Here is a 24,951-nt window from a genome sequence, read left to right on the forward strand (position 1 = left end):
CGGAGGTGGCGGGCGTGGGTCGTAAACGTTTACAGGAGACGGGAGACGGTCGACCCACCGTGCACACCGTCGCCGCCCGGGCCGGCGTCTCGATCGCCTCCGCCTCCCGGGTGCTCAACGGGGTCGGCGGCAGCCCCGAGACCATCCGCAAGGTCCGCGCGGCGGCGGCCGAGGTCGGCTACGTGCCCAACGCCATCGCCCGCTCGCTCCAGTCGCAGCGCACCGACCTGATCGCGCTCGCCGTCGAGGACATCGGCAACCCGGTGTACGTCGAGATGATGCGGGCCATCGAGTCGGTGGTCGCCGCCTCCGGCCGGCAGCTGCTGGTGCACGCCACCGGCGGCCAGGTCGCCAACGAGACGGCGCTGCTGCGCCGGCTCGCCCACCGCTACGTCGACGGGATGATCGTCTCGCCGATCCGGGTCACCGACGACCACCTGGCCGCGCTGGTCGACAGCCCGGCGCCGGTGGTGGTGGTCGGTCAGCTCGGCGCCGACGCCCCGGTCGACAACGTCCGCACCGACTCCCGTGCCGGCGTGGGGCTGGCGGTCGACCACCTGGTCGCCGCCGGACGCCAGCGGATCGGCTTCGTCAACGGCCCGCTCGACACCGTCCCCGGCGCCGCCCGCGACGCCGGCTTCCGGGCCGCCCTCGCCGGTCACGGCATCGACCTCGACGAGCGGCTCGTCGAGGTCGGCGACTTCCAGTACGTCGCCGGCCGCGCCGCCGCCGAACGGCTGCTCGCCCGGGCCCGCCCGGACGCGCTGGTCTGCGCCAACGACCTGATCGCCGTCGGGGCGCTGCACGCCCTGCTCGCCGCCGGCCGCCGGGTCCCCGAGGACGTGGCGCTGGTCGGCATGGACGACACCGAGCTGGCCCGGATGATGTTCCCGCAGCTCTCCAGCGTCTCCCTCGGCTCCGCCGAGCGTGGTCGGCGCGCCGCCGAACTACTCCTGCAGCGGATCGCCGATCCGGCCCTGCCGCCCCGCCGCGAGCAGGTCGCCCCCCACCTCGCCGTCCGCGCCTCCAGCGCGGCCGTGCCCGACGTCGGGCCGCTGTTCGTACCCGCGCCGACGGACCCGGCGCCCGCACCGCGTACCCCGGAGGTGACCGCATGACCACCGTGGCCGAACGGCCGGACGTCGCGCGCGCCGAGGGCCCGCGGGCCGCCCGGTCCCGCTCCGACCGGATGGGCATCTACCTGCTGCTCCTGCCGTCGCTGCTGCCCATCGTGGTGCTCTCGGTCTTCCCGCTGCTGCGCGGCATCTACCTCGGCTTCACCGACGCCCGCGCCGGCCGCCACGTCGAGGTGAGCTTCACCGGGCTGGCCAACTACCGGGAGCTGCTCGGCGACGAGCTGTTCTGGAACTCGTTCAAGATCGGCCTGCTCTGGGCAGTCGGGGTGACCGTGCTGCAGTTCGTGCTCGCCCTCGGGCTGGCCCTGCTGCTCAACCAGCAGCTGCGCTTCCGGGGCGCGGCCCGGGTGCTCGCCGTGGTGCCCTGGGCGATGCCACCGGTGGTGGTCGGCATCCTGTGGAAGCTGGTCTACCACCCGGACGCCGGCCTGCTCAACGAGCTCTTCCACCAGGTCGGCGCGGACGGGATGCGCACCAACTGGCTCGGCGACTTCAGCACCGCCCTGCCGGCGGTGATCATCGTGGGCGTCTGGGCCGGCATGCCGCAGACCACCGTCGTACTGCTGGCGGGGTTGCAGGGCGTGCCGCGCGAGCTGCACGAGGCGGCCGCGGTGGACGGCGCGAGCACCTGGCACCGGTTCCGCAACGTCACGCTGCCCGCGCTCGCGCCGGTGATCGTCGCGATCACCTCGCTGGACTTCATCTGGAACTTCAACTCGTTCGGCCTGGTCTACGTGCTGACCGCGGGCGGGCCGGGCGGCAAGACCATGCTGCCGATGCTCTTCGCCTACGAGGAGGCGTTCCGCTACGGCAACTACGGCTACGCCGCCGCGCTCGGCAACGTCATGGTCGTGATCATCGTCGCGCTGCTCGCGGTCTACCTGCGGCGCCGGCTCCGGGAGGCCAACTGATGTTCGGAAAGCCGAGCCGCACCGGGCGGACGCTGCAGTACGTCGCCCTCACCGGTTACCTGATCTTCCTCGGGTTCCCGCTGGTCTGGCTGGTCTCCACGGCGTTCAAGCCGCCGCGGGAGCTGGTCCAGCTGCACCCCACGCTGATCCCGACCAACCCGACCGTGCAGAACTTCGTGCAGGCCTTCACCGAGCAGGAGCTCGGCCGGGCCGCGCTGAACAGCCTGCAGGTGTCGCTCGCCTCGGCGGCGCTCACCGTCCTGGTCGCGCTGCCCGCCTCGTACGCCCTGGCCCGGTTCCGCACGAAGCTCGGCACCGCGGCGCTGGGCTGGGTGCTGCTGTCGCAGCTCTTCCCGTTCGTGCTGCTGATCATCCCGATCTTCCTGATCCTGCGCGAGGTCGGGCTGGCCAACACCCACGCCGGGCTGGTGCTGATCTACGTGGTGTGGGCGCTGCCGTTCGCGCTCTGGATGCTCCAGGGCTTCGTCCGCAACATCCCCCGCGAGCTGGAGGAAGCGGCCAGCGTCGACGGGGCCAGCCGGCTGCAGATCCTGCGCCGGGTGGTCTTCCCGCTGCTCGCGCCCGGGATCGTCGCCACCGCGCTCTTCTCGTTCATCTCCGCCTGGAACGAGTTCTTCTTCGCCCTCGTGCTGCTCAAGACCCCCGAGCTGGCCACCCTGCCGGTCACCCTGGCCCGGTTCGTCGGGATCGAGGGCACCGCCCGGCTCGGCCCCCTCGCGGCCGGATCCCTGCTCGCCACCCTGCCCAGCCTGATCTTCTTCGCGTTCATGCAACGCCGGCTCTCCTCCGGCTCGCTCGCCGGCGCCGTCAAGGGCTGACGAGCGGCACCACATCCCCCACCCACCACCAAGGAGGTAACCCCCATGCTCCGTAGCAGATTCCGTCGACTCGCCGCGGCCGCCGCGGTCGCGGTCGTCGGCCTCGGCGCCCTCACCGCGTGCGGTGACGGCGGCGGCACGGACGAGGCCTCGTCCGGCCCGGTGAAGCTGCGCTTCCTCAGCCTGGCCTGGCAGAAGGAGTCGCTCCAGGCCAACAAGGACCTGGTCGCCAAGTGGAACAGCGAACACCCCGACATCCAGGTCGAGTACGTCCAGGGTGACTGGAACTCCGTCCACGACCAGCTGCTGACCTCGTTCGAGGGCGGCGACGCCGCCGACATCGTGCACTACGAGGCCTCCGCCATCGGCGAGTTCAGCAAGCAGGGCTACCTGGCCGACGTCTCCAAGCTGCTCAGCGACGACTTCAAGGGCCAGATCGACCCGGGCGTCTGGGACACCGCCACCTTCGACGGCAAGGTCACCGGCGTGCCGTTCCTGCTGGAGTCGCAGGTCGTCATCGCCAACAAGAAGCTGCTCGACGCCGCCGGCGTCGCCGTGCCGCCGGCCGACGGCGGCTGGGCCTGGGACGAGTTCCAGGCCAACGCGCAGAAGCTCACCAAGCCCGGCCAGTACGGCGTGGCCTGGGCGCTGAAGTCGCCCACCAACCGGGTGATGAACCTGGCCCTCAACTACGACGGCAAGTTCTTCTACACCGACGGCGGCAGGACCGAGGTCAAGGTCGGCGACGCGGAGAAGGAGGTGCCGAAGCGGATCCACGACATGATCTACACCAGCAAGTCGGCCTCCCCGGAGGCGCTCGGCATGAGCGGCGCAGACACCCTCCCCGGCTTCTTCGGCGGCAAGTACGCCATGCTGCCCGGCTCGGTGTCGCTGCGCCAGCAGATGGTCGAGCAGGCCCCCGCCGGCTTCGACTGGGTCACCCTCCCGCCGATCAAGGGGCTGTCGACCAAGCAGGCGGCCAACCCGCAGACGCTCTCCGTCTCCGAGGACAGCAAGCACAAGAAGCAGGCCGCGCGGTTCCTGGAGTGGTTCCTCAACCCGACCAACATGGCCACCCTCGCCAAGGGTGACTGGCTGGTGCCGACCGGCAAGCAGGCCAACGCGGAGCTGGTCAAGGCCACCGGCGGCAAGCAGGGTTGGGACGTCGCCGCGGACAGCGCCGCCGACCTGACCGTCGCCCCGTTCCAGAAGGTCGACGGCTACCCGGAGTGGAAGACCAAGTACGCCACCCCGGCCCTTCAGCAGTACTTCGCCAACAAGATCACCCTGGACCAGCTCGGCACGCAGCTGGTCGACGGTGGCAAGCAGGTTCTGAGGTAACCATGTCACTCTTGCTCGACACGTCGGTCGGCTGCCTGGTCGGCGCCGCGGTGGGCGACGCCCTCGGCGGGGCCACCGAGACAGCGCTCCCCGAGCAGATCCGCGCCCGCTACGGCGGCTGGGTCGAGGGCATCGTGCCCCCGTACCACGCCGACTGGGCCACCGCGCGGCCACTCGCGCCGTACCACAAGGGCGACGGGCACATCACCGACGACACGTTGATGACCCACGCCCTGGTCCGGGCGTACGCGGCCAAGCGGGACCACCTCGACGCGTACGACGTGGTGGAACTGCTCGTCCCCGACCTGATCGAGCGGGTGGTGTACATACCCGACCTGGAGCGGGAGGGGGTGACCTTCCACCGGCTGGCCGCGGCCGAACGGTGGCTGGTCACCCGCCTGCACCACGCGCACGCCGACCCCCGCGAGGCCGGCGTGGGCAACATCGTCAACTGCGGCGCCGCCATGTACATGGCCCCGGTCGGCATCGTCAACGCAGGCGACCCGGCCGGGGCGTACGCGGAGGCGGTGGAGATCGCCGGGGCGCACCAGCACAGCTACGGGCGGGAGGCCGCGGCCGTCTTCGCCGCCGCGGTCGCCGCCGCCGCGGCCCCCGGCGCGGGCGTCGACGACGTGCTCGCCGCGGCGCTCGACCTGGCCCGCGACGGCACCCGCGCCGCCATCGACGCGGTGGTCAAGGAGGCCCGGGGGTACGACGACTGGAAGGCGGCCATCCCCGCGCTGCGCGCCGCGGTCGCCCCCTACGACACGGTGGGGGAGGAGTACCGCAGCCCCGGCCTGGGCGCCCGCCGGCCCAGCCGGCTGCACGCCATCGAGGAGCTGCCGGTGGCGCTGGGCATGCTGGTGGTGGCCGGCGGCGACTACCGGGCGGCGGTGCTCGGCTCGGTCAACTACGGCCGCGACGCCGACTCCACCGCCACCATGGCCGGCGCGATCGCCGGGGCGCTGGGTGGCACGGCGGCCGTGCCCGCCGAGTGGGCCGAGACGGTGGCGGGGGCGTCCCGCACCGACCTGGTCGAGCCGGCGCGCCTGCTCGCCGAGGTGGCCACCGAGGTCTTCGAGCGCGACCGGGAGCGCTTCGCCCGCCGCGCCGAGCGGTTCGGCGGGCTGGCATGAGCGCTGCGGGTGCCCCGGCCACCGGCGGCCCGACGGCTGCCGGTCGGCCGGGCGGCCCGGCCCCGCGGGCCGGCGCGGCGGGCGGGCCGCGGCTGACCTGGGTGCAGCCGGAGGACCTGCTGCCGCACGAGCTGGCGGCCAGCCGGGACGAGGGCCGCGACGTCACCGCCCTCGCCGATCGCTGGACCGCGGCCGGCGGCGACGTCAAGGCCCCGGTCGGCGGGGCGTCGGCGGCGCCCGCGCCACCGGAGCTGCGGGCCCTGGCCGTCCAGCTGCTCGACGCCGCCGACGCCCTCCCCGTGCCCCACGCGGCGGACGAGCCGGACGACCTCGACGCCGTCCGGGCCAGCTGGCCGGCGACATGGGACCTGCCGACCACCACCACGCGGGACCGGCTGCACGGCGCCTGGCTCGGCCGGGCCGTCGGCTGCCTGCTCGGCAAGCCGGTGGAGAAGATCCCCCGGCACGGGATCCGGGAGATCCTCACCGCCACCGGCCGGTGGCCCCTGCGCGGGTACTTCACCGCCGAAGGGCTGCCCGCCGAGGTCGCCGCCCGCTGGCCGTGGAACCGGCGCAGCGCCCCCACCAGCCTGGCCGAGAACATCGCCGGCATGCCGGAGGACGACGACCTCAACTTCGCGCTGCTGGCCCTGCGGATCCTGGAGACCCACGGCCCGGACTTCACCAGCGCCGACGTGGCGCAGGCCTGGCTGGACTGGCTGCCCGCCGGGCGGGTCTTCACCGCCGAGCGGGTCGCCTACCGCAACCTGCTGCTCGGCCACGCCCCGCCGGAGACCGCCCGCCGGCACAACCCGTTCCGGGAGTGGATCGGCGCGCAGATCCGCACCGACGTGTACGGCTGGACCAACCCCGGCCGCCCCGACCGGGCCGCCGAGGCGGCCTGGCGGGACGCCGCCGTCAGCCACGTCCGCGCCGGGGCGTACGGGGCGATCTGGGTGGCCGCGCTCGCCACGGCGGCGCCGGTCGCCGGGAGCATCGACGAGGTGCTGGACGCGGGTGAGTCGGTGCTGCCCCCGGGCAGCCGGTTCACCGCCGCCGTCCGGGAGGCGCGCGCGCTCGGCGCCGGCACCGACGACTGGGAGAGCATCGTGGACACCCTCTACGAGCGGCACGGCCACCTGCACTGGGTGCACGTGCGCAACAACGCTGCCCTGGTCGCGGCGGCCCTCGCGTACGGGCGCGGCGACCTGGAGCGGTCCATCTGCGCCGTGGTCGGCGGCGGCTGGGACACCGACTCGACCGGCGCCACCGTCGGCGCGGTCACCGGGGCGCTGACCGGCGCGTCCGGGCTGCCCGACCGCTGGGTCGCGCCGCTGCACAACCGGCTGGCCAGCAGCATCGCCGGCTTCGACGGGGTCGGCTTCGACGCCCTCGCCGACCGCACCCTCGCCCTGACCGCCGGGAGTGCGGCGTGAGCGCCCGGGTGGTCGTGGTCGGCAGCGCCAACCTGGACCTGGTGGTGACCACGCCGCAGCTGCCCCGGCCCGGCGAGACGGTGCTCGGCGGCGATTTCCGCACCGTGCCCGGCGGCAAGGGCGCCAACCAGGCGGTGGCCGCCGCCCGGGCCGGCGCGGACTGCGCCTTCGTCGGCGCCGTCGGCACCGACGACTTCGGCATGCTGCTGAGTGACAACCTGATCGCCGCCGGCATCGACGTACGGGGCCTGCGCACCGTCGACGGGCCCTCCGGCGTCGCGCTGATCGCCGTCGACGGCGCGGCGGAGAACTTCATCGTCGTCGCCCCCGGCGCCAACGCCGCCCTCACCACGCTCGATGCCGCCGACCGTACAGCGGTGGCCGCCGCCGACGTGCTGCTGCTCCAGCTCGAGGTGCCGCTCGCGGCGGTCACCCAGGCCGCCGAGTGGGCCCGCGCCGACGGCACCACCGTGGTGCTCAACGCCGCCCCCGCCCGGCCGCTCCCGGCCGAGCTGCTCGACCTGGTCGACGTGCTGGTGGTCAACGAACACGAGGCGGCGGTCGTCGGCGGCGTCTTCACCGAAGAGCCGGGCGCGCTGCTCGACGCCCTGGTGACCCTGGTGCCCCGGGTGGTGCTGACCCTGGGCGCGCGCGGCGCCGCGTACGCCGACCGGGACGACGTCCGCGTCGAGGTCCCGGCGCCGAAGATCGACGCGGTCGACACCACCGCGGCGGGTGACGCGTTCACCGGCGCGCTCGCCGTCGCCCTCGCCGAACGCGGCGGCGCCCTCACCGCCGACACCGCCCCCGCTGTCCTGCGCTGGGCGTGCGCCGCCGGTGCGGCCTGCGCGCAGCGCCCCGGCGCGTCCACCGCCCTGCCGCGGCGGGCCGCGATCGACGCCCTGTACGCCGCGACCTACGGAGATGCCGCGTGAGCTTCAACGCCTACGTGCCGCGGCCGATCGACCGGCCGACCGACGTGCCGCTCGGCGCGCACGCCGACCTGACCACCCTCGACGAGGCGAAGATCTTCGCCGCCCCCGCCGACCCGGCCGACTGGCCCGCCTGGCGGGACCAGCTCACCCGGTGGCGGGCCGACGCCCGGACCCGCCTCGCCTACACCGGCAGCCACTACGACGAGATCACCGGCGACTGTTTCAGCGTCTGCCTCGCCTGGCTCTGGGACGAGACCCTCTACGACCACGAGCGGGGGGTCTTCACCGTCGAGTCCTTCCTGGAGTCCGCGCGGCGCGACTTCGGCGGCTTCGGCGGGGTGGTGCTCTGGCACGCGTACCCGGTGATCGGGCTGGACGACCGCAACCAGTTCGACTGGTACCGGGACGTGCCCGAGCTGCCCGAGGTGGTGCGCGCGTTCCAGGCGCACGGCGTCCGGGTGTTCATCGACTACAACCCCTGGGACACCGGCACAAAACGGGAGCCCGGCACCGACGCCGAGGAAGTGGCCGCGCTGGCCGCCACCCTCGGCGTCGACGGGGTCTTCCTGGACACCCTCAAGGAGGGCGCCGGCGAGCTGCGCAAGGCCCTCGACGCGGTCCGGCCCGGCCTGGTGCTGGAGGGGGAGAGCCGGGTGCCGCTCGCCCGCGTCGAGGACCACGCGATGTCCTGGGCGCAGTGGTTCGCCGACTCCGAGGTGCCCGGGGTGCTGCGGGCCAAGTGGTTCGAGCGGCGGCACATCCTGCACCACACCCGACGCTGGCACCGCAGCCACCTGGACGAGCTGCACTCCGCCTGGCTCAACGGCTGCGGGGTGCTGGTCTGGGAGAGCGTCTTCGGCGTCTGGGTCGGCTGGAACGACCGGGACAAGGCCGTGCTGCGGGCGATGCGCCGGGTGCAGGCCAGCCACGCCGCCTGGCTGCGCGCCGAGGACTGGGTGCCGCTCGCCGACCACCCCGGCGCCGGTCCGGTGTACGCGTCCCGCTGGACCCACCAGGGCGAACCCCTGTGGACGGTGGTGAACCGGGGCGACGACCACGACGGGCCCTGGCTGCTCACCGACGCCCGACCGGGCCGGCGCTTCGTCGACCTGGTCACCGGCGCGGACCTGACCGTCCGCGAGACCGGTGACGGCCGGGTCGCCGTCGGCGGCCCGCTCCCGGCCGGCGCGATCGCCGCCGTGGTCGCCACCGACGAGCCCGTCGACCGGCACGAGCCGCCGACCGGCGACCCGTCCTTCCCGGCCCGCGCCGCGGTGCGGACCCGCACCCCGTGGGCGCCCCTCGCCGCCCTGCCCGACGGCATGGTCATCGTCGACGGCGGCCGTCACGACCTGGCCGTCCGCCACCGGGTCCGGGAGACCGGCCTGTACGGGGAGGCGCCCTACGTCGACGAGTGGAAGCCGCTGCCGCCCCGGCTGCACCACACCGGCACGCTGCGCCGGCCGGTCCGGCTCGGCCACTTCGCCATCGACACCCACGAGGTCACCCACGGCCAGTACGCGCGCTTCCTCGCCGCCACCGGCTACCGACCGGTCCGACCGGAACGGTTCACCGCCGGGCGGGGACCCGCCGACGCCCCGGTCACCGGCGTCGACCTCGCCGACGCCCGCGCGTACGCCGACTGGGCGGGGCTGCGACTGCCCACCGAGGACGAGTGGCAGGTCGCCGCCGAGGCGGGGCTGCTCAGCAGGCGGGAACCCCTCGTCTGGAACCTGACCGAGAGCGAGCACTCCGACGGGCGCACCCGGTTCGTCATCCTCAAGGGCGGGTGCGCGTACCGGGCGGAGGGCTCCGACTGGTACCTCGACGGCGGCCCGCAGCCGCCCGACGTGTCGGTGAAGCTGCTGCTGACCGGGGCCGGGCTCACCCGCTCCGACTCGGTCGGCTTCCGCTGCGCCGCCGACCTGCCGGGGGAGCTCCGATGACCGCGCCGCTGGACGGGGTCAAGGTCGTCGACCTGGCCACCCTCTTCGCCGGTCCGCTCGCCGCCGCGTTCCTCGGCGACTTCGGCGCCGACGTGGTCAAGGTCGAGCACCCGGCCAAGCCCGACCCGTCGCGCGGCCACGGCCCGGCCAAGGACGGCGTCGGCCTGTGGTGGAAGGTGCTCGGCCGCAACAAGCGGACCGTCACCTGCAACCTCTCCGACCCGCAGGGCGCGGCGCTGCTGCGCCGGCTGCTCGCCGACGCCGACGTGCTGGTGGAGAACTTCCGCCCCGGCACCCTGGAACGCTGGGGGCTCGGCCCCGACGAGCTGCACGCGGTCAACCCGCGCCTGGTCATCGCCCGGATCAGCGGCTTCGGCCAGCTCGGCCCGTACGCCTCCCGGCCCGGGTTCGGCACCCTGGCCGAGGCGATGAGCGGCTTTGCCGCCGCCACCGGGGAACCCGACGGGCCGCCGACCCTGCCCCCGTTCGGGCTGGCCGACTCGGTGACCGCGCTCGCCGCCGCGTACGCGGTCATGCTGGCCCTGCGCGGCCGCGACCTCACCGGCCGGGGCCAGGTCGTCGACCTGGCCATCATCGAGCCGATCATGGCGATGCTCGGCCCGCAGATCACCTGGTACGACCAGCTCGGCTACGTCCAGCCCCGGCTGGGCAACCGGTCCAACAACAACGCCCCGCGCAACACCTACCGCTGCGCCGACGGGCGATGGGTGGCCGTGTCGACCAGCGCGCAGAGCATCGCCGAGCGGGTGCTGCGGCTGGTCGGCCGCCCCGAGCTGATCGACGAGCCCTGGTTCGCCACCGGCAGCGGCCGGGCCGCGCACGCCGACGAGCTGGACGCGGCCGTCGCCGCCTGGGTGGCGAAGCGGGACCGGGACGAGGTCGTCACCGCGTTCGAGGCCGCGCAGGCCGCCGTCGCCCCCGTCTACGACGTCCGCGACATCCTCGCCGACCCGCAGTACGCGGCGCTCGGCACCGTCGCCACCGTCCCGGACGAGGAGCTCGGCCAGGTGCGGATGCAGAACGTGCCGTTCCGGATGTCCGCCACCCCCGGGGAGATCCGGCACGCGGGCCGGCGGCACGGCCAGGACACCGACGAGGTGTTCCGGGCGCTCGGCGTCACCGACGACGAACTGGCCGCGCTGCGCGCGCGGGGGGTGATCTGATGCTGCTCACCTGGCTCTACGTGCCCGGCGACCGGCCGGACCGGTTCGCCAAGGCGGTCGCCTCGGGCGCCGACGCGGTCATCCTCGACCTGGAGGACGCCGTCGTCGCCGGTCGCAAGGCGTACGCCCGCGCCGCCGTCGCCGAGTTCCTCGCCGCGCCGCACCCGGTACCGGTCCAGGTCCGGGTCAACGAGCTGACCGGCCCGGACGTCGACGCCGACCTGGCCGCCGTCGCCGGCACGCCGGGGCTGGCCGGGCTGCGACTGCCCAAGGTGGAGTTCCCGGCGACCGTCGCCGCGCTCGCCGCCCGGACCGACACGCCGCTGCACCCGCTGATCGAGTCCGCCGCCGGGCTGGAGGCCGCGTACCCGATCGCGACCGCGCATCCGGCGGTGGCCTCGCTCGGGCTCGGCGAGGCCGACCTGCGCTCGGACCTGGGCGTCGCCGACGACGACGGCCTGCTCTGGGCGCGCGGCCGCGTCGTGGTCGCGGCCCGCGCGGCCGGCCTGCCGCCGCCCGCCATGTCGGTGTACGCGAACGTCGCCGACCTCGACGGGCTGGCCGCCTCCTGCGCGGCCGGCCGGCGGCTCGGCTTCCTCGGCCGGGCGGCCATCCACCCGCGCCAGCTCCCGGTGATCGCCGAGGCGTTCCGGCCGGCCGATTGCGAGGTGGCCCGGGCCCGGGAACTCCTCGCCGCGGTCGCCGACGCGCAGGCCCGCGACTCCGGCACGGTGGTGCTGCCCGACGGCCGGTTCGCCGACCGGGCGATGGTGGCCGCCGCCCGCCGCATCGTCGACCTGGCCGCCCGGTACGCCGCTTGAGCGCCGCCGGCTCTCAGCCGATCCGCCCGCGTCCGAAGGCGTCGGCGCGACCCCACCGGCCCGGGATGTCCCGCAGTTCGATCCGGCCGATCTCTTTGGGCACCGCTGGTCTGGTCACCATGTGTTCCCCGCGCGGATCCATGCCGAGCATGGTCCGCAGCAGCAACAAGGGGGTGCCCGTCGACCATGCCTGCGGACTGCAGGCCGTCGGGTATCGCACCGGATACCTGGTCAGCTCCCGGTCATGTCCGGCGAAGGCCTCCGGCAGTCGACCGTCGAAGAACTCGGCTGCGTCGATGATGCCCTGGGCGATGTGCGCGGCTTCCTGGGCGAAGCCGTAGCGGCGGAGTCCCCAGGCGATGAAGGAGTTGTCGAAGGGCCAGACGGTGCCGACGTGGTAGCCGAGCGGGTTGTACCGGGCCTCTCCCGCCGCGAGGGTGCGCACGCCCCAGCCGGAGAAGAGTCGGGGACCGAGGAGGTGTTCGGCGATCTTCGCGGCTCGGGACTCCTCGACGATGCCGCTCCACAGCAGGTGGCCGATGTTTGAGGACAGGGCGTCGACCTGGCCGCCGTCGGCGTCGAGGGCGAGGGCGTAGTACTCGCCGTCCTCGACCCAGAAGTCCCGGTTGAACCGTTCCTTGAGCTCGGCGGCTTCCCGTTCGAGGCGGTCGGCGTACGCCGGGTCGTTCCAGAACTCGCGGGCCAGGCGGGCGCCGCGGATCTTGGCGTCGTAGGCGTAGCCCTGCAGCTCGCAGGTGGCGCGGGGCAGCCCGGGCAGCCTGCCGTCGTGGTAGGAGATCGCGTCCCAGGAGTCCTTCCAGCACTGGTTTTCCAGGCCATTGACCTCGTTGCGGCGCTGGTACCAGATGTAGCCGTTGCCCATGATGTCGCCGCACTCGTCGATCCAGTCGAGGGCGGCCCGCGCAGAGCGCTCGAGAAGCCGCACCGCATTGGCGTCTCCGGTCCACCGCTCATATTCGTCGATGAGGATCACGTACAGGGGCGTCGCGTCGGCGCTGCCGAAATACGGTGAGTGCGGCTGCTCCTCGAACCCGACCGTCTCCCCGTAGCGCAACTCGTGCATGATCTTTCCCGGCTCCTCCTCGCGAAAATCGTCCAGCACGGCGCCCTGCAGCAGCGTCAGAAGGCGCAGCGTCGTAGCGGCGAGATCCGGTGCGAACGGCAGCGCCTGCAGACTGGTGAAGATGCTGTCCCGACCGAAGATGGCCATGAACCACGGCAGACCGGCGGCAGGAAGGGTTCGTCCGCCGGCCGTCAGCGGCGTGAAGCGCAGCGCGGCGAGGTCGATGAGGCTACGCCGGTAGGTCATCGTCAGTGACCCGGAGTCGCAGGCCAGGCGGGGTCTTTCAGCGAGCCACCGGTCCAGGTCCCGGCGCATCTCCGTCTTGACCCGACCGGGTCTGCCCTGGAGGCTCTCCCGGATATCACGTCCGTCCAGGCCCAATGTCTGCACGTGCAGCTCGGTTACCCATTCGGCACGTGGCCCGATCCTGACGTCGTACGTCAGCCCGTGCTCGTCGATCCGGGCCGGCTCGGTGCTGGAGACGACTGTCTCCCGCTGGAACTGCTTGCGCTTGTAGCCGAGGCGCAGGCGCCCGTCTTCGGCCCGCGCGTAGTACTCTCCCTTCTTCTTCCGCACGTCCTTGATCTCGAACAGATCGGCGAAGTCGCTGCCGACCTCGAACCGGATCCGGAGGCCGACCGGCTCATCTTGGTGGTTGATCACAGTCAACCGTTCGTGGAAGCTGCCACCGATCGAGCGTTCGCGGATCGCCGAAACCTTGGGGTCGACAAGGGGAGTCGGAGCAGGCGGGACGAGAAAGAACCGCGCTTCGAAGTACTCGATGTCGTCGACCGCGAGCGCGCTGAGTCGTTCACCGTCGATGCTGAGCAGCCATTTCGACAGGAACCGGGTATCGAACGAGAACAGCCCGGTCGGGATGGTGGGAGACGCGTCGATGTCGCCGGTGTCGTCACTGACCACGAACGTGTTGCCGTCGAGAAGCCTGACGAGATCCTCAGTCATGCCTGCCGTCTCCGCTCCCGGGCGAACATCCGCGGGTCGTGCGCGCCGGGCGGCCCCGGAAAGACTCGCTGAATGAGGCGGGCCAGCCGCACCTCGCCCTCGGCCCTGAGTTCGTTACGCACCCACGCCGCGTACAGGTTCTCCTCGCCGCTGACGATCCGGTCGAAGAGCCCCTTGTCGACGCGGACGACCGAGTCGGCCTCGCGCTCCTCTCTCGAAACGCGGACATCACCCTGCTGGATCACCACGAACCAACGGTCGACCCCGTGATCGTGCTCGAGATCGAAGCGTATGGTGCCGGTGGCCTCCTGGAGCAGGGGTTCGTGGCCGCGGTGGCCGAGCCCGTCGAAGAACTCCGCCGTAGGATCCGACATCAGACTCCCTCGGTCAGTTCTGACCAGCACAGCATCACCCAGGCCGGGGCACCTCGGCATCACCCGTATCGGATGAGATTGGTGCGGGTCGACACCGGTGTTCCAATCTCACCCGCTGCGGGTGATGCCGCGGCACCACTGGGTGAGCGACGCTGCCTGTTGAGCCGGTCGACCTGTAAGGGGTGGCGCTGATGTCGGATGCGACCAGTGAGTTCTTCGACGAACTCGACCGCCGCGGGTCCGAACGCCTGCTGAAGAAGACCAACGGCACCATACGCTTCGACCTCGAACACGATCACGGGATCGACCATTGGCTCGTCACCATCATCAATGGTGATGTTCAGGTGTCGAGGGAGAAGCGCGACGCCGACTGCGTCATCCGTGCTGACAACGCGTTCTTCGACCGCATGGCCCGCGGCGAGGAGAAACCGTTGCCGGCGTGGCTGCGGAACGAGATCACGAGCGAAGGCAAATTTCGGTTCATAGTCCTGCTGGAGCGGCTCTTTCGCGAGTCGCCCGGCGCGCGCCATCCGCGGGCCTTTGCCCGCGAACGTGGGGGGCGTAGATGAGTGCGAAGCTCGCCAGGATCCTGGACGGCAACATCTTCGTGTTGAGCTATGACAGTGGCGACATCGACGCGACGCCCACCGTCCCGTGCGGATTCTTCTCGTTCGACACCCGATTCCTGTCGCTCTGGCAGCTGAGCGTCAACGGTGAGCGGCTGCACGCGCTGGCGGTGGACGACTCGCGGTATTTCGAAGTGCGTTTCTTCCTGGTTCCGGGCGCTCCGACCCATTACCTGGACGCCAAGGTGTCGGTCATCCGTGAACGGTCGGTCGCCGGCAGCTTCAAGGAGCGGTTGAGCATCCTCAACCACTCCGCGGAATCGGCCGAGTTCACCGTCCGCGTCGAGGCGGACTCCGACTTCATGCCTCTGCTCGCGATCGCGCAGCCGGAGCAGCCAGTGGGAAGGATCCACCGGCGTGTCGAGGACGGGTCCCTGCATCTCGGCTACGAGCGCGAGAAGTTCTGGCGCGAGACGGTCATCTCCACGACCGAGCCGGCGCAGATCGACGAACGCGGGCTGACGTACAAGATCCTGATCGGACCGCACGGACAGTGGACCACGACACTGCAGGTCCGAGGACTGGTGCTGCGCCCGGACGGCGAGGATGTGCGTGAGCATGTGTATCCCGGCCGCCGCAGGCGAAGCGAGCAGCAACTCCAGCGGGATCTCGACCAGTGGCTCGACAAGGCGCCGCAACTGGCGTGTGACTGGGAGCCGCTGACGAGGACGTATCGGCGTAGCCTCGTCGACCTTGCGGCGTTGCGATACTCGCCGCTGACGCTTCCGAAGGAGGCGATGCCCGCCGCCGGCCTGCCGTGGTCCGCGACCGTCACCGGGCGTGACCCCATCCTCACCAGCCTGCAGGCGATGCCCTTCACCCCGGAGCTCGCCGTGGCCACGTTGCGCATGCTGGGGATCGATCAGGGCTCCGTGCTGGACGACTTCCGCGACGAGGAGCCGGGAAAGATCCTGCGCGAGTTCCGCTACGGCGAGCTGGTCGCGTTCGAAAAACGCCCGCAGTCGCCGTACTACGGCAGCGCGGACGTCACCCCGCTCTACGTGATCCTGCTCGACGAGTACGAGCGGTGGACCGGAGATGCCGCCGTGGTGCATGAGTTCGAGGACGAGGCGCGGGCGGCCCTGCACTGGATCGACGAGTACGGCGACATCATGGGCAACGGCTACGTCTGGTATCAGCGCCGCAACGAGCAGAGCGGCGAGGAGAACCAGTGCTGGAAGGAATCCTGGGACTCGATCTCCTACCACGACGGCAGGCTGCCCGGGCTGCCCCGCGCCACCTGCGAGCTGCAGGGCTACGCCTACGACGCCAAGATCCGCGGCGCCCGCCTGGCCCGCGAGTTCTGGAACGACCCGGCGTACGCCGACCGCCTCGAACGGGAAGCCGCCGAGCTCAAGGAACGGTTCAACCGGGACTTCTGGGTCGAGGACGGCGAGTACTACGCCCTCGCCCTCGACGCCGACGGCGGCCAGGTCGACGCCCTGTCCTCAAACATCGGCCACCTGCTGTGGAGCGGCATCGTCGAGGAGTCCCGAGCCGCGAAGATCGCCGAACACCTCCTCGGTCCCCGACTCTTCTCCGGCTGGGGCGTGCGCACCCTCGCCAAGGGAGAGGCCCGGTACAACCCGCTCGGCTTTCACGTCGGCACCGTCTGGCCCTTCGACAACTCCTTCATCGCCTGGGGACTCCGCCGCTACGGTTTCGCTCAGGAAGCCGCGCACATCGCCCAGAGCATCATCGAAGCCGCCCACTACTTCGAGGGGCGCCTGCCGGAGGCCTTCGGCGGTTACGACCGCGAGCTGACGAGGAACCCCGTCCAGTACCCGACGGCGGCCAGCCCTCAGGCCCGGTCCACCGGTGCGCCACTCCTGTTGTTGCGAACCGTGCTCGGCCTGGAGCCGTACGGGGATGACCTGGTGGTGGCGCCGGCGCTGCCCGCGAGATTCGGTCGAATCGAGCTGCTCGACATTCCTGGCCGTTGGGGCCGGATCGACGCCGTTGGGTACGTGTAGATCGGCGGTCAGAAGAGCCGATGAGGCAGAGCTGAGTGCCCCAATCGGACTGATCGGGCGAGTGGCGCCAGCCGACGAGGATCCTCAGCCTCGGGGCGGGTCACCTGGCCGAGGGCGGCGGCCTCGCCGTCGACCTCGGCGGCGCACGACGCACCGCACATCACCACGTGCAGATCCACGACGGCGAGGGTGGGTTCGGGGCACTCCACATCCCCACCAGCGGGATCCTGACGATCGCCGCTGCGTCCGGTCCCGTAGGCTCGCGGCACGCCCTTCCTGGAGTCGTCATGTCCCAGCCACCGCCTCGCTTCCGCCGCCGGACGGTGCTCGCCGCCGCCGGTGGCCTGGCGGTGGTGGGTGTCGCCGGCCCTGCCGGCCTCGCCCTGTCGTCCGGCACGGCGCCGACACCCCCAGCCCTCGGCCGTCGCCCGATCAGCATGGCCATGCACATCCACGCCTCGTTCAGCGAGGGCATCGCCAGCTACGCCGCCCACCTCGACCAGGCCCGGCGCAACGACGTCGACGTGATCTGGTGGACCGACCACGACTTCCGGGTCGCCGCGCACGACCACCGCCGGATGGTGCACTTCGACGGTGCGGAGGAGCTGGAGGGCGGGCTGGCCTGGACCTGGCAGGCGTCCACCGAGGGCCGGCTCACCGCGTCGGCCGCCGACTTCGTGGACAGCCCGCACGCCACCGACGACCCGGCGAAGGCCCTGCGCCTGACGGCCGCCGGCGCGGGCATCCTCTGGTACGCCGGCAAGGCCTGGAACTGGACGCACACCGGCAACATCTCGGACACCACGCTCCACCTCGACGTGCTGCCGGAGACGTCCGGGCCGGACGCGCTGCTGCTCGTCGAGATCGCCCTCTCGTACCATCCCGCCCGCGCCGGCCAGCACATCCTGCGATACCGCATCGGCGCCGGGCGCGCCGGTCACCGGACTGAGGGCCTGGTCGGCACCGTCGACCTGCCCGCCCCGCCCGGGCAGTGGCGGCGGCACACCCTCCCGCTGGTGGCGGACGTCCGGCGGCTCTGGCCCGACCTGGTCGCCGGGGACAACTCCCTGCGCGGCCTGCGCCTCGGCCTCAGCGTGACCGGATCGGCGCGCGGCAGCTTCGTCGTCGACCGGCTGGCCTTCGACCGGGCCCGTCGCGCAGGCCAGGCCGGCGAGGAGCTCCGGGCCGAGGTGCTGCGCGCGTACGACGGGGCGTACCCGGGTGTCACCCACCACCGGGCGTACGAGGTGTCGATGGTGCGGCACCTCAACTGGTTCGGTGGGGACCAGACCCTGCCGGCGTTCCCGTCGCCGCCGTACCGGGACAACGACGTGACCCGTACCGAGCGGATGATCGAGTTCCTGCACTCGCACGGTGGCGTGGTCTGCTGGAACCACCCGCTCGACGTGGAGAGCCGGGAGTCGCTGGCCCGGCTGATGGTGGAGCGGAACAACCTCGGCGCCGACCTGGTCGAGATCGGTCGCGGCCCCCTCGACGACCACCTCTGGGCGCTCGACGTCGCCGCCCGCAACGCCGTCTTCTTCACCGCCGTCGGGGTCACCGACGACCACGACGGCACCGACTGGCGGGGACGCGGCGACCGGCACATCACGTACGTCTGGGCGTCCTCCACCGCCCGGGACGACCTGGTGGCCGCGCTGCGCGCCGGCCAGGCCTGGTTCACCGACCTGGCCCGCTACCGGGGCGCGCTGGACATCGAGGTCGACGGCCGTACGGCGATGGGCGCGGTCGCCGCCACCGACGCGCCGGAGCTGACGGTACGACTGCTCGCCACCGACCTGCCGTCCGGCGCGTCCCTGGAGGCGGTCGTCGGGACGGTCGACCTGGCCGGCGTCCGCGACCTGAACCCGGCCACCCGGACCACCCGGATCTCCAGGCGGCAGCTTCGGCAGGGCTGGTACGACCTGCGGATCACACCGGGCGACGGCACCTACGTCCGCACCCAGGTCAGGGGGAGGGATGGCGCGCTCCTGGGGGTGAGCAACCCGGCGTGGCTCCTGCCGGGCCGGCAGACCCATGACATACCGCCGCTTCGCCGGTTCTGACCATCGACTTCGGCAGGACCGCTAGATGGCCAGGCGGTAGTTGGGAATGCGGGGGACTCGCTCCTCGTCGGGCGCCCCGCTCGGCGTCCGTCCACGCCGGACGGCCGGGCCGGCGCCCAGCCGATGGTCCGGGCGACGTCGTCGGGGGTGAGAGTCGAGTCGGTCGGCGGGCCGCTGTCGCCCCGGCCCGCCCGGAACGGGGTGTCGACCCGGCCGGGCGCCACCAGGGTCACCCCGACGCCGGACGCGGTGACCAGCAGCCCGCTGTTCTCCGCCAGCCCGCGACCGCCCACGGCGCCAGCACGTTCACCACCACCGTCTCCCGCCCCGCGGGGTGCGGACCGTGACGGCGCGCTTCCGCTCGGCCAGGGTCGGGGGAGTGAACGGCTCGGGAACGGGTAGGCGCGGCGCCGGGAGGCGGGCGCCTCCGGGATCGAGGGGGACAATGGGAGCCGCCGTCGTCGTTGGCCTGGTCATCGTCATCGCGATCGCGGTGCTCGTGCTGGCGCTCAGCGTTCGGCTGGTGCAGCAGTACCAGCGCGGTGTCGTGTTCCGCTTCGGGCGGGTGCTGGATCGCATCCGGCAGCCCGGTTTCCACCTGATCATTCCGGTTGCCGACCGGATGGTCCGGGTCAGCATGCAGACCACGGTGATCGGGGTGCCCGCGCAGGGCGTCATCACCCGGGACAACGTCACCCTCACTGTCGACGCGGTCGTCTACTACCGGGTGGTCGACCCGGTGAAGGTGCTGGTCAACGTGCGGGACTACCCATCGGCGGTGCTCCAGGTGGCCCAGACGGCGCTGCGGTCGGTGATCGGCAAGGCCGACCTCGACACCCTGCTGCGTGACCGGGACCGGATCAACGCCGAGTTGAAGGCGGTGATCGACGCGCCCACCGAGAAGCCGTGGGGGCTGCTCATCGAACGGGTCGAGGTGAAGGACGTGTCGCTGCCCGAGGGGATGAAGCGGTCGATGTCCCGCCAGGCCGAGGCCGAGCGGGAACGCCGCGCCCGGGTGATCGCCGCCGACGGCGAGTTCCAGGCGTCCCGCCGCCTCGCCGACGCCTCCCAGGCGATGGCGAACACGCCGGGGGCGTACCAGCTGCGGTTGCTGCAGACGGTGGTGGAAGTCGCGGCGGAGAAGAACAGCACTCTGGTCATGCCGATCCCGGTGGAGCTGCTGCGCTTCTTCAGCGAGTTCCCCCGGGGCGCCCGTGAGCAGGCGGCTCCCGGTCGGCCGGGGCCGAAGGAGCAGGCCACGCCGGTCGGGCCGGTGCTCGGCCCGGTCACCGAGAACGTGGCCGCCGCAGCCGAGGGCGACGGCCACCGCGGTCGGCAGGAACCGCCGCACTGACAGGCCACTGCATATACCGACAAGCGGTATATGCTCCTCGACATGACCGACAGCCCGCTCCGGGAACCGACGTTCCTGGTCCTCACCGCGCTGGCCGAGACACCCCAGCACGGCTACGCCGTCATCGAGGACGTCCTGCGCATCTCCGACGGGCGGGTGCGGCTGCGGGCCGGCACCCTCTACGCCGTCCTGGACCGGCTGCGCACCGACGGCCTGATCGAGGTGGAGCGGGAGGAGGTGGTGCAGTCCCGGCTGCGCCGCTACTACCGGCTCACCGCGCTGGGCGCGACCCGGCTCGCCGACGAGGCCGCCCGGCTGCGCCGCAACGCCGAGGCCGCCGGGCTCCGCCTGCGCCGCGCCGGCCTGCTCCCCGAGGGGGGAGCGGCGTGAGCGACGCGGAGCTGGAGCGCCGCTACCGCCGGCTGCTCGCCGTCTACCCCTGGGAACACCGCCGGGCGTACGAGGAGGAGATGCTCGCGGTCCTCCTCGCCGACGCCCGACCGGGGCAGCGCCGGCCCACCGCCGCGGACACGGCCAACCTGATCGGCGCCGGCCTGCGGGCCCGGCTGCGGGTGAGCGCACGGGGGTTCACCGAGCCGGCCTGGGCCGACGCCGCCGCGGTGACGGGCCTGCTCGTCGCGCTGGCCCTGTTCGCCCTGGCCGGGAAGACGCTGCTCGACCAGCTCGTGGCGGACCCGTCCGTGCCACCGCCGATGCGACCCGTCGGTCCCAACGCGGTCGACTGGCTGCGGGTGATGGGCTGGGCGGGCGTCATCGTCACCGCCCTGGTCGGGCTGCGGTGGGTCGCCGCCGGGCTCGCCTGGGCCGGGGTCGCCGCGTGGGTGGTGCTGGTCGCGCCGGGAATCGCCGACCAGCCGACGTACGTGGTGGACACCCTGCCGCAGCTCGCGCTCGCCGTGGTGGCGGCCGCCGCCCTCACCGTGCCCGCGCCGCGCCGCCGAGCCGTCGCGGTGCTGGGCGTACGCCCACTGGTGACGCTCGTGCTGGCGGCCCTCGCGGCGGTATCGATCCTGGAGGTCAACCGACTGGCCAGACCGGCCTTCACCGTCACCTCGAGCACCGGGTACACCGTGTACGTCCTGTACGACCTGGAGGCCAGCAGCGAGTTGGTGATCTGGCTCTACGTCGCCGGGCTCGCCGTCGCCGCCCTGGTGGTTCTGGTCAGCCTGGCCGGCCTCGCCCCGGAGATCCGGCGGCGGGTCGCCGTCATGCTGGCGCCGGTCGCCGCGCTGGCCCTGGTGATCGACAGCGCGCTGGCCGGTTGGGCGGTGTCCACCGTGCACATGGGGCACGCCATTCCGCTCGTACCGGCGCAATGGGCGATGCTGGTGCTCGTGCCGGCGGTGACGTTCCTCGCCGGGGTGCTGCTCGTCCGCCGCCGGGAGGAGACGCTGCGGATGGTCGCCCTCGGCCGCGACGCCGACCGGGAGCGACCCGCGGCCTGAGCCGCCGCCGGCGGTCCCGCGCTCAGGCCGGGACCGCCGGCGCCCGCTCGCCCGCCTGCTCCGGTACGACCGCGGCGGCCGGCTTCGGCAGCGTGAAGGTGAACCGGGCGCCCTCGGCGTAGGTGTCGTCCAGCAGCAGCGTGCCGCCGTGGTATTCGACGATCTTCTTGCAGATGGCCAGCCCGATGCCGGTGCCGTCGTAGCCGCCGCGCGGATGCAGCCGCTGGAAGATGAGGAAGATCTTGTCCGCGTACCGCGGGTCGATGCCGATGCCGTTGTCCGCCACGCCGAACGTCCACCCGGTCGCGTCCTCGGCCACCGTGACCCGGATCCGGGGCACCCGGTCGGGGCTGCGGAACTTCACCGCGTTGCCGAGCAGGTTCTGCCAGAGCATGGTGAGCAGGGTCGGATCGCCGTGCACCACCGGCAGCGGATCGGCCACGATCTCGGCGTCCGCCTCGGCGATCGGGCCGGACAGGTTCGACTCGGCCCGGGCGAAGACCTCCGCGAGGTCCACCTCCCGGTCGTCGCTGTAGACCCGCCCGATCCGGGAGAACGCCAGCAGGTCGTTGATCAGTTCCTGCATCCGGGTCGCCCCGTCGACCGCGTAGCTGATGTACTGCCGGGCCCGGTCGTCGAGCTGGTCGTCGTACCGGCGCTGGAGCATCTGGCAGAACGACGCCACCTTGCGCAGCGGCTCCTGCAGGTCGTGCGAGGCGACGTAGGCGAACTGCTCCAGGTCCTCGTTGGAGCGGCGCAGCTCGGCGGCCTGCTGCTCCAGCGCGTCCCGGTCCCCCCGGCTCGTCATCAGCGCGTCGACCACCCGCTGCCGCATGGTCTCCACGTCCGCGGTGAGTCGGGCGATGTCCGCCGGGCCCTCCGGCCGGAGCCGGTGGTCGAACTCGCCGCCGGCGACCTGCCGCACCGAGGCGCCCAGCCGGCCAAGCGGGCGCAGCACCGTGGTGCGGACCAGCACCGAGATGACGATGCTGAACAGCAGCAGCATCGCCAGGATCGCCACGAAGAGCACGTCGCGCGCGCTCCGGGCATCGTCCAGATTCCTGCGCCCGGCCGCCTGCACCCGGTCGAGCCGGGCCTCCAGGGTGGTCAGCGCGGCGCCGGCGGCGTCGAAGGCGAGCCGGCCGCGCTCCACCACCGGGGCCAGCTGCTCCGGCGGCGTCCCGGCCCGCCGCGCCCCGATCAGCCGGGTGGCGAACTCCGTCCGCCACCGGTCGGCCAGCCGGATCGCGCCGTCCAGTTCGCGCAGCGCGTCCGGCTCGTCGGCGAGCAGGCCGCGCGCCCGGTCCACCGTGGCGCGCTCGGTCGCCACCCCCTCCTCGTACGGGCGCAGCAGCTCCGGATTGCCGGTGATGACGTACCCCCGCACGGCCGCCACCTGCTCCAGCAGGCCGCTCTCCAGCCGGCCGACCGCGGTGCGGGCCGGGCCGACCCGGTCCGCCAGCCGGTTGGACACCGCCGCGGTGTGCGACAGGGCCGCCGCGCCGACCGCGCCGCCGGTCAGCACCAGCAAGGTCATCGTCAGCATCATCACGCTCAGCCAGCGGCTTGTCGTCATCCGCATGGGCCGGCCATCGCCGGGGCTCCGGCCCGCCGTCGTCGCGCTGCTCATCGGCAGCACCCTAACCGAGAGCGGGCGCGCCGTCGTGGGACTGGCGTGCGGCGTCGTCGCGGGTCCGGCCGTCCGGCCCGCCGCGCTCTCCTCGGTGCGCCGGGCTCGGGAGCCGCAGTCCCGCCGGTGATCGTCGCCGCCGACAGCGGGGTCGTCGGAGCACTTAACCTACGCTCGGTCGGCGGGTCGGGGGCGCGGGCGCTCAGCCGAGCAGTCCGCTGGTGGGCAGGGGCAGGGGCAGGCCGGGCAGCGGCGACAGCAGCGACGGGCTGGGGGCCGGCGGCAGCGGCAGCCGGGGCAGCGGCAGCACCGGGTCGTCACCGTCGCCGGTCGGAGAGGTGCCCGGCGCCGGTCCGGTGCCCGGCTCCGTCGGCTCCGGCGGCGGCGCCGGGGCGCGCGTCGCGGCGCTTCCGGTGGGGCCGGGCCGCGGCGCCGAGGGCGCGGGCGAGACCGGTGCGGTGGCCGGCGGCACGGCGTCGGCCCGGGCGGCGACGAGCTGGCGGGCCAGCGCGTCGAGTTGCGCGCGGAGCCGGTCCACGGTGGCCGGGTCGGTGATCGCGGTCAGCTCCCGGCGGGCCTGGTCGACGAGGCGCTGGGCCTCGTCGAGGCGGCCGGCGACCAGCGCCGCGCGGGCCTGCGCGATGGTCTCCTCGACGCCGCGCACCTCGGCCTGCTGCGGATAGAGCAGCTTGGTCAGGGTCCACAGCGGGCTGCTCGGCCCGGCGTTGCGGCTGCCGATCGCGAGCCCCGACACCAGGGCGAGCAGCACGACCACCGCGGCGGCCAGGCGCAGCGCCCAGGGGCGGGACCGGCGGGAGCGGGCGGCCGGACGCAGGGGAACCGGCGGCTCGGGCGTCCCGCCGTCCCCGGTCGGGGTGGGGGGCCGCACCTCCGCCGGCTCGGGTGCGTCGGCGGCGACGTCGGCGTGCCACGCGGCGAGCATGGCGGCGACGTCGTCGTCGGCCGGCGCCTCCGCACCCCGGCCGAGCGCGTCGAGCAGCAGATCGTCGCGGGCGATGAGCTCGAGATCCATCGCGTCCTCGCCGCCGGGCGTGCGCTCACTCATGCCGCCACCTCGTCCAGTGCGTCCCCGGCAAGGGTACGGAGCCGGGCCAGGGCCCGGGACTGGGCCACCCGCACCGCGGCCGCGGTCATCCCGACGATCGCGCCCACCTCATCGGCGGAGAGCCCCACCGCGACCCGCAGCAGGATGATCTCCCGCTGCGCCTCCGGCAGCTTCTTCAGCAGCACCGACAGCCGTCGGGCCAGGTCGGTGGCGACCGCCTGCTGCTCCGGCCCGGGAGCGGCGTCGGGCTGCTCCAGCGGAGCGTCGGTGGGGGTGACGGCGGAGTCGCGGATCGCCGCGCGTTGCGCGTCGGCCACCTTGTGCGCGGCGATGCCGTAGACGAAGGCGGCAAAGGGCGAGCCCTGGTCGCGGTAGCGGGGCAGCGCCCGCAGCACCGCGAGACAGACCTCCTGGGCGACGTCGTCGGCGGTGGCGTACGCGCCGCCGATGCGACCCAGGCGGGCCCGGCAGTAGCGGACGAGGCCGGGGCGTACCTCGGTGAGCAGCGCCGACGTGGCCGCCCGGTCGCCCGCGGCGGCCCGACGGACTAGCTCTGGCTCGATCACTCTGGTCATGGCGTTTGCGAGGCACCTTCATTACCGGCCGGTTACCGGCACGCTATCGAGCCCACCCCCGTTTTGCCTAGTTCGCCGAGGGTGACGGA

At 73.1% G+C, this 24,951-nt stretch carries 21 protein-coding genes; 16 read left to right on the forward strand and 5 right to left on the reverse strand.

The window, feature by feature from the left end:
- The first annotated feature begins 14 nt into the window (after positions 1-14).
- From EV384_RS20630 to EV384_RS20675, 10 genes are read left to right on the forward strand one after another with little or no spacing between them, the layout of a single operon-like run.
- A complete protein-coding gene (locus tag EV384_RS20630; protein ID WP_242624178.1) occupies positions 15-1,118 on the forward strand; it encodes a LacI family DNA-binding transcriptional regulator in 1,104 nt (367 codons plus the stop codon).
- Entirely contained in the window at positions 1,115-2,047 is a 933-nt protein-coding gene (locus EV384_RS20635) for a carbohydrate ABC transporter permease (RefSeq protein ID WP_130335719.1), read from the forward strand. The genes EV384_RS20630 and EV384_RS20635 overlap by 4 nt, the downstream gene beginning before the upstream one ends.
- Complete coding sequence (locus EV384_RS20640) at positions 2,047-2,886, forward strand: carbohydrate ABC transporter permease (RefSeq protein ID WP_130335721.1); 840 nt, start codon at positions 2,047-2,049, stop codon at positions 2,884-2,886. Before EV384_RS20635 ends, EV384_RS20640 begins: the two co-directional genes overlap by 1 nt.
- A gap of 45 nt (positions 2,887-2,931) precedes the next feature.
- Positions 2,932-4,227 carry an ABC transporter substrate-binding protein gene (locus EV384_RS20645; RefSeq protein WP_130335723.1) on the forward strand — a complete coding sequence of 432 codons (1,296 nt, stop codon included), beginning with the start codon at positions 2,932-2,934 and terminating at the stop codon, positions 4,225-4,227.
- Between the two features lie 2 nt (positions 4,228-4,229).
- Positions 4,230-5,363, forward strand: a complete 1,134-nt coding sequence (locus EV384_RS20650; RefSeq protein ID WP_130335725.1) for an ADP-ribosylglycohydrolase family protein — start codon at positions 4,230-4,232, stop codon at positions 5,361-5,363.
- Positions 5,360-6,799 (forward strand): ADP-ribosylglycohydrolase family protein, encoded by a 1,440-nt coding sequence (locus EV384_RS20655; RefSeq protein ID WP_130335727.1) that lies wholly within the window; start codon positions 5,360-5,362, stop codon positions 6,797-6,799. The genes EV384_RS20650 and EV384_RS20655 overlap by 4 nt, the downstream gene beginning before the upstream one ends.
- Positions 6,796-7,734, forward strand: a complete 939-nt coding sequence (locus tag EV384_RS20660; protein ID WP_130335729.1) for a ribokinase — start codon at positions 6,796-6,798, stop codon at positions 7,732-7,734. The genes EV384_RS20655 and EV384_RS20660 overlap by 4 nt, the downstream gene beginning before the upstream one ends.
- Positions 7,731-9,680 carry a formylglycine-generating enzyme family protein gene (locus EV384_RS20665; protein ID WP_130335731.1) on the forward strand — a complete coding sequence of 650 codons (1,950 nt, stop codon included), beginning with the start codon at positions 7,731-7,733 and terminating at the stop codon, positions 9,678-9,680. Before EV384_RS20660 ends, EV384_RS20665 begins: the two co-directional genes overlap by 4 nt.
- Complete coding sequence (locus EV384_RS20670) at positions 9,677-10,864, forward strand: CaiB/BaiF CoA transferase family protein (protein ID WP_130335733.1); 1,188 nt, start codon at positions 9,677-9,679, stop codon at positions 10,862-10,864. The genes EV384_RS20665 and EV384_RS20670 overlap by 4 nt, the downstream gene beginning before the upstream one ends.
- The gene (locus tag EV384_RS20675) at positions 10,864-11,685 is read left to right on the forward strand and encodes an HpcH/HpaI aldolase/citrate lyase family protein (protein WP_130335735.1); all 822 of its coding nucleotides are present in this window, start codon (positions 10,864-10,866) and stop codon (positions 11,683-11,685) included. Before EV384_RS20670 ends, EV384_RS20675 begins: the two co-directional genes overlap by 1 nt.
- A 13-nt stretch (positions 11,686-11,698) precedes the next feature.
- Here EV384_RS20675 and EV384_RS20680 read toward each other — a convergent pair whose 3' ends face one another.
- Entirely contained in the window at positions 11,699-13,732 is a 2,034-nt protein-coding gene (locus EV384_RS20680; protein WP_130335737.1) for an amylo-alpha-1,6-glucosidase, read from the reverse strand.
- A complete protein-coding gene (locus EV384_RS20685) occupies positions 13,729-14,106 on the reverse strand; it encodes an SCP2 sterol-binding domain-containing protein (RefSeq protein WP_165439999.1) in 378 nt (125 codons plus the stop codon). The genes EV384_RS20680 and EV384_RS20685 overlap by 4 nt, the downstream gene beginning before the upstream one ends.
- Positions 14,107-14,297: 191 nt before the next feature.
- Between EV384_RS20685 and EV384_RS20690 the strand changes: the two genes are divergently transcribed.
- The 6 genes from EV384_RS20690 (at position 14,298) to EV384_RS20720 (ending at position 21,591) form a co-directional block, all read left to right on the forward strand.
- The gene (locus tag EV384_RS20690; RefSeq protein WP_130335741.1) at positions 14,298-14,675 is read left to right on the forward strand and encodes an SCP2 sterol-binding domain-containing protein; all 378 of its coding nucleotides are present in this window, start codon (positions 14,298-14,300) and stop codon (positions 14,673-14,675) included.
- Complete coding sequence (locus EV384_RS20695; RefSeq protein WP_130335743.1) at positions 14,672-16,705, forward strand: amylo-alpha-1,6-glucosidase; 2,034 nt, start codon at positions 14,672-14,674, stop codon at positions 16,703-16,705. Before EV384_RS20690 ends, EV384_RS20695 begins: the two co-directional genes overlap by 4 nt.
- A 287-nt stretch (positions 16,706-16,992) precedes the next feature.
- Positions 16,993-18,771 (forward strand): CehA/McbA family metallohydrolase domain-containing protein, encoded by a 1,779-nt coding sequence (locus EV384_RS20700; RefSeq protein WP_130335745.1) that lies wholly within the window; start codon positions 16,993-16,995, stop codon positions 18,769-18,771.
- A gap of 445 nt (positions 18,772-19,216) precedes the next feature.
- Complete coding sequence (locus tag EV384_RS20710; RefSeq protein ID WP_130335747.1) at positions 19,217-20,125, forward strand: SPFH domain-containing protein; 909 nt, start codon at positions 19,217-19,219, stop codon at positions 20,123-20,125.
- A gap of 42 nt (positions 20,126-20,167) precedes the next feature.
- Positions 20,168-20,515, forward strand: a complete 348-nt coding sequence (locus EV384_RS20715) for a PadR family transcriptional regulator (protein WP_130335749.1) — start codon at positions 20,168-20,170, stop codon at positions 20,513-20,515.
- Positions 20,512-21,591, forward strand: a complete 1,080-nt coding sequence (locus EV384_RS20720) for a hypothetical protein (RefSeq protein ID WP_130335751.1) — start codon at positions 20,512-20,514, stop codon at positions 21,589-21,591. Before EV384_RS20715 ends, EV384_RS20720 begins: the two co-directional genes overlap by 4 nt.
- A gap of 22 nt (positions 21,592-21,613) precedes the next feature.
- Here the strand turns inward: EV384_RS20720 and EV384_RS20725 are convergent, their stop codons facing one another.
- The 3 genes from EV384_RS20725 to shbA all read right to left on the reverse strand — a co-directional run bounded on the left by EV384_RS20725 (position 21,614) and on the right by shbA (position 24,862).
- Positions 21,614-23,221, reverse strand: a complete 1,608-nt coding sequence (locus EV384_RS20725) for a sensor histidine kinase (protein WP_130335753.1) — start codon at positions 23,219-23,221, stop codon at positions 21,614-21,616.
- Positions 23,222-23,423: 202 nt separating this feature from the next.
- Positions 23,424-24,287, reverse strand: a complete 864-nt coding sequence (locus tag EV384_RS20730; RefSeq protein ID WP_130335755.1) for a hypothetical protein — start codon at positions 24,285-24,287, stop codon at positions 23,424-23,426.
- Positions 24,284-24,862, reverse strand: coding sequence for an RNA polymerase sigma factor ShbA (gene shbA / locus EV384_RS20735; RefSeq protein WP_130335757.1), 579 nt, complete (start codon positions 24,860-24,862; stop codon positions 24,284-24,286). The genes EV384_RS20730 and shbA overlap by 4 nt, the downstream gene beginning before the upstream one ends.
- Positions 24,863-24,951 lie beyond the last annotated feature (89 nt).

It is taken from the genome of Micromonospora kangleipakensis, assembly GCF_004217615.1.
Classification (GTDB): Bacteria; Actinomycetota; Actinomycetes; order Mycobacteriales; family Micromonosporaceae; genus Micromonospora; species Micromonospora kangleipakensis.

Bases quoted from the DNA above. Each gene is read 5' to 3' on its own strand.
- EV384_RS20655 (WP_130335727.1), top strand. From the start codon at position 5,360: ATGAGCGCTGCGGGTGCCCCGGCCACCGGCGGCCCGACGGCTGCCGGT.
- EV384_RS20730 (WP_130335755.1), bottom strand. From the start codon at position 24,287: ATGAGTGAGCGCACGCCCGGCGGCGAGGACGCGATGGATCTCGAGCTC.
- EV384_RS20650 (WP_130335725.1), top strand. From the start codon at position 4,230: ATGTCACTCTTGCTCGACACGTCGGTCGGCTGCCTGGTCGGCGCCGCG.
- EV384_RS20645 (WP_130335723.1), top strand. From the start codon at position 2,932: ATGCTCCGTAGCAGATTCCGTCGACTCGCCGCGGCCGCCGCGGTCGCG.
- EV384_RS20670 (WP_130335733.1), top strand. From the start codon at position 9,677: ATGACCGCGCCGCTGGACGGGGTCAAGGTCGTCGACCTGGCCACCCTC.
- EV384_RS20635 (WP_130335719.1), top strand. From the start codon at position 1,115: ATGACCACCGTGGCCGAACGGCCGGACGTCGCGCGCGCCGAGGGCCCG.
- EV384_RS20700 (WP_130335745.1), top strand. From the start codon at position 16,993: ATGTCCCAGCCACCGCCTCGCTTCCGCCGCCGGACGGTGCTCGCCGCC.
- shbA (WP_130335757.1), bottom strand. From the start codon at position 24,862: ATGACCAGAGTGATCGAGCCAGAGCTAGTCCGTCGGGCCGCCGCGGGC.
- EV384_RS20685 (WP_165439999.1), bottom strand. From the start codon at position 14,106: ATGTCGGATCCTACGGCGGAGTTCTTCGACGGGCTCGGCCACCGCGGC.
- EV384_RS20690 (WP_130335741.1), top strand. From the start codon at position 14,298: ATGTCGGATGCGACCAGTGAGTTCTTCGACGAACTCGACCGCCGCGGG.
- EV384_RS20675 (WP_130335735.1), top strand. From the start codon at position 10,864: ATGCTGCTCACCTGGCTCTACGTGCCCGGCGACCGGCCGGACCGGTTC.
- EV384_RS20725 (WP_130335753.1), bottom strand. From the start codon at position 23,221: ATGAGCAGCGCGACGACGGCGGGCCGGAGCCCCGGCGATGGCCGGCCC.
- EV384_RS20715 (WP_130335749.1), top strand. From the start codon at position 20,168: ATGACCGACAGCCCGCTCCGGGAACCGACGTTCCTGGTCCTCACCGCG.
- EV384_RS20640 (WP_130335721.1), top strand. From the start codon at position 2,047: ATGTTCGGAAAGCCGAGCCGCACCGGGCGGACGCTGCAGTACGTCGCC.
- EV384_RS20710 (WP_130335747.1), top strand. From the start codon at position 19,217: ATGGGAGCCGCCGTCGTCGTTGGCCTGGTCATCGTCATCGCGATCGCG.
- EV384_RS20680 (WP_130335737.1), bottom strand. From the start codon at position 13,732: ATGACTGAGGATCTCGTCAGGCTTCTCGACGGCAACACGTTCGTGGTC.
- EV384_RS20695 (WP_130335743.1), top strand. From the start codon at position 14,672: ATGAGTGCGAAGCTCGCCAGGATCCTGGACGGCAACATCTTCGTGTTG.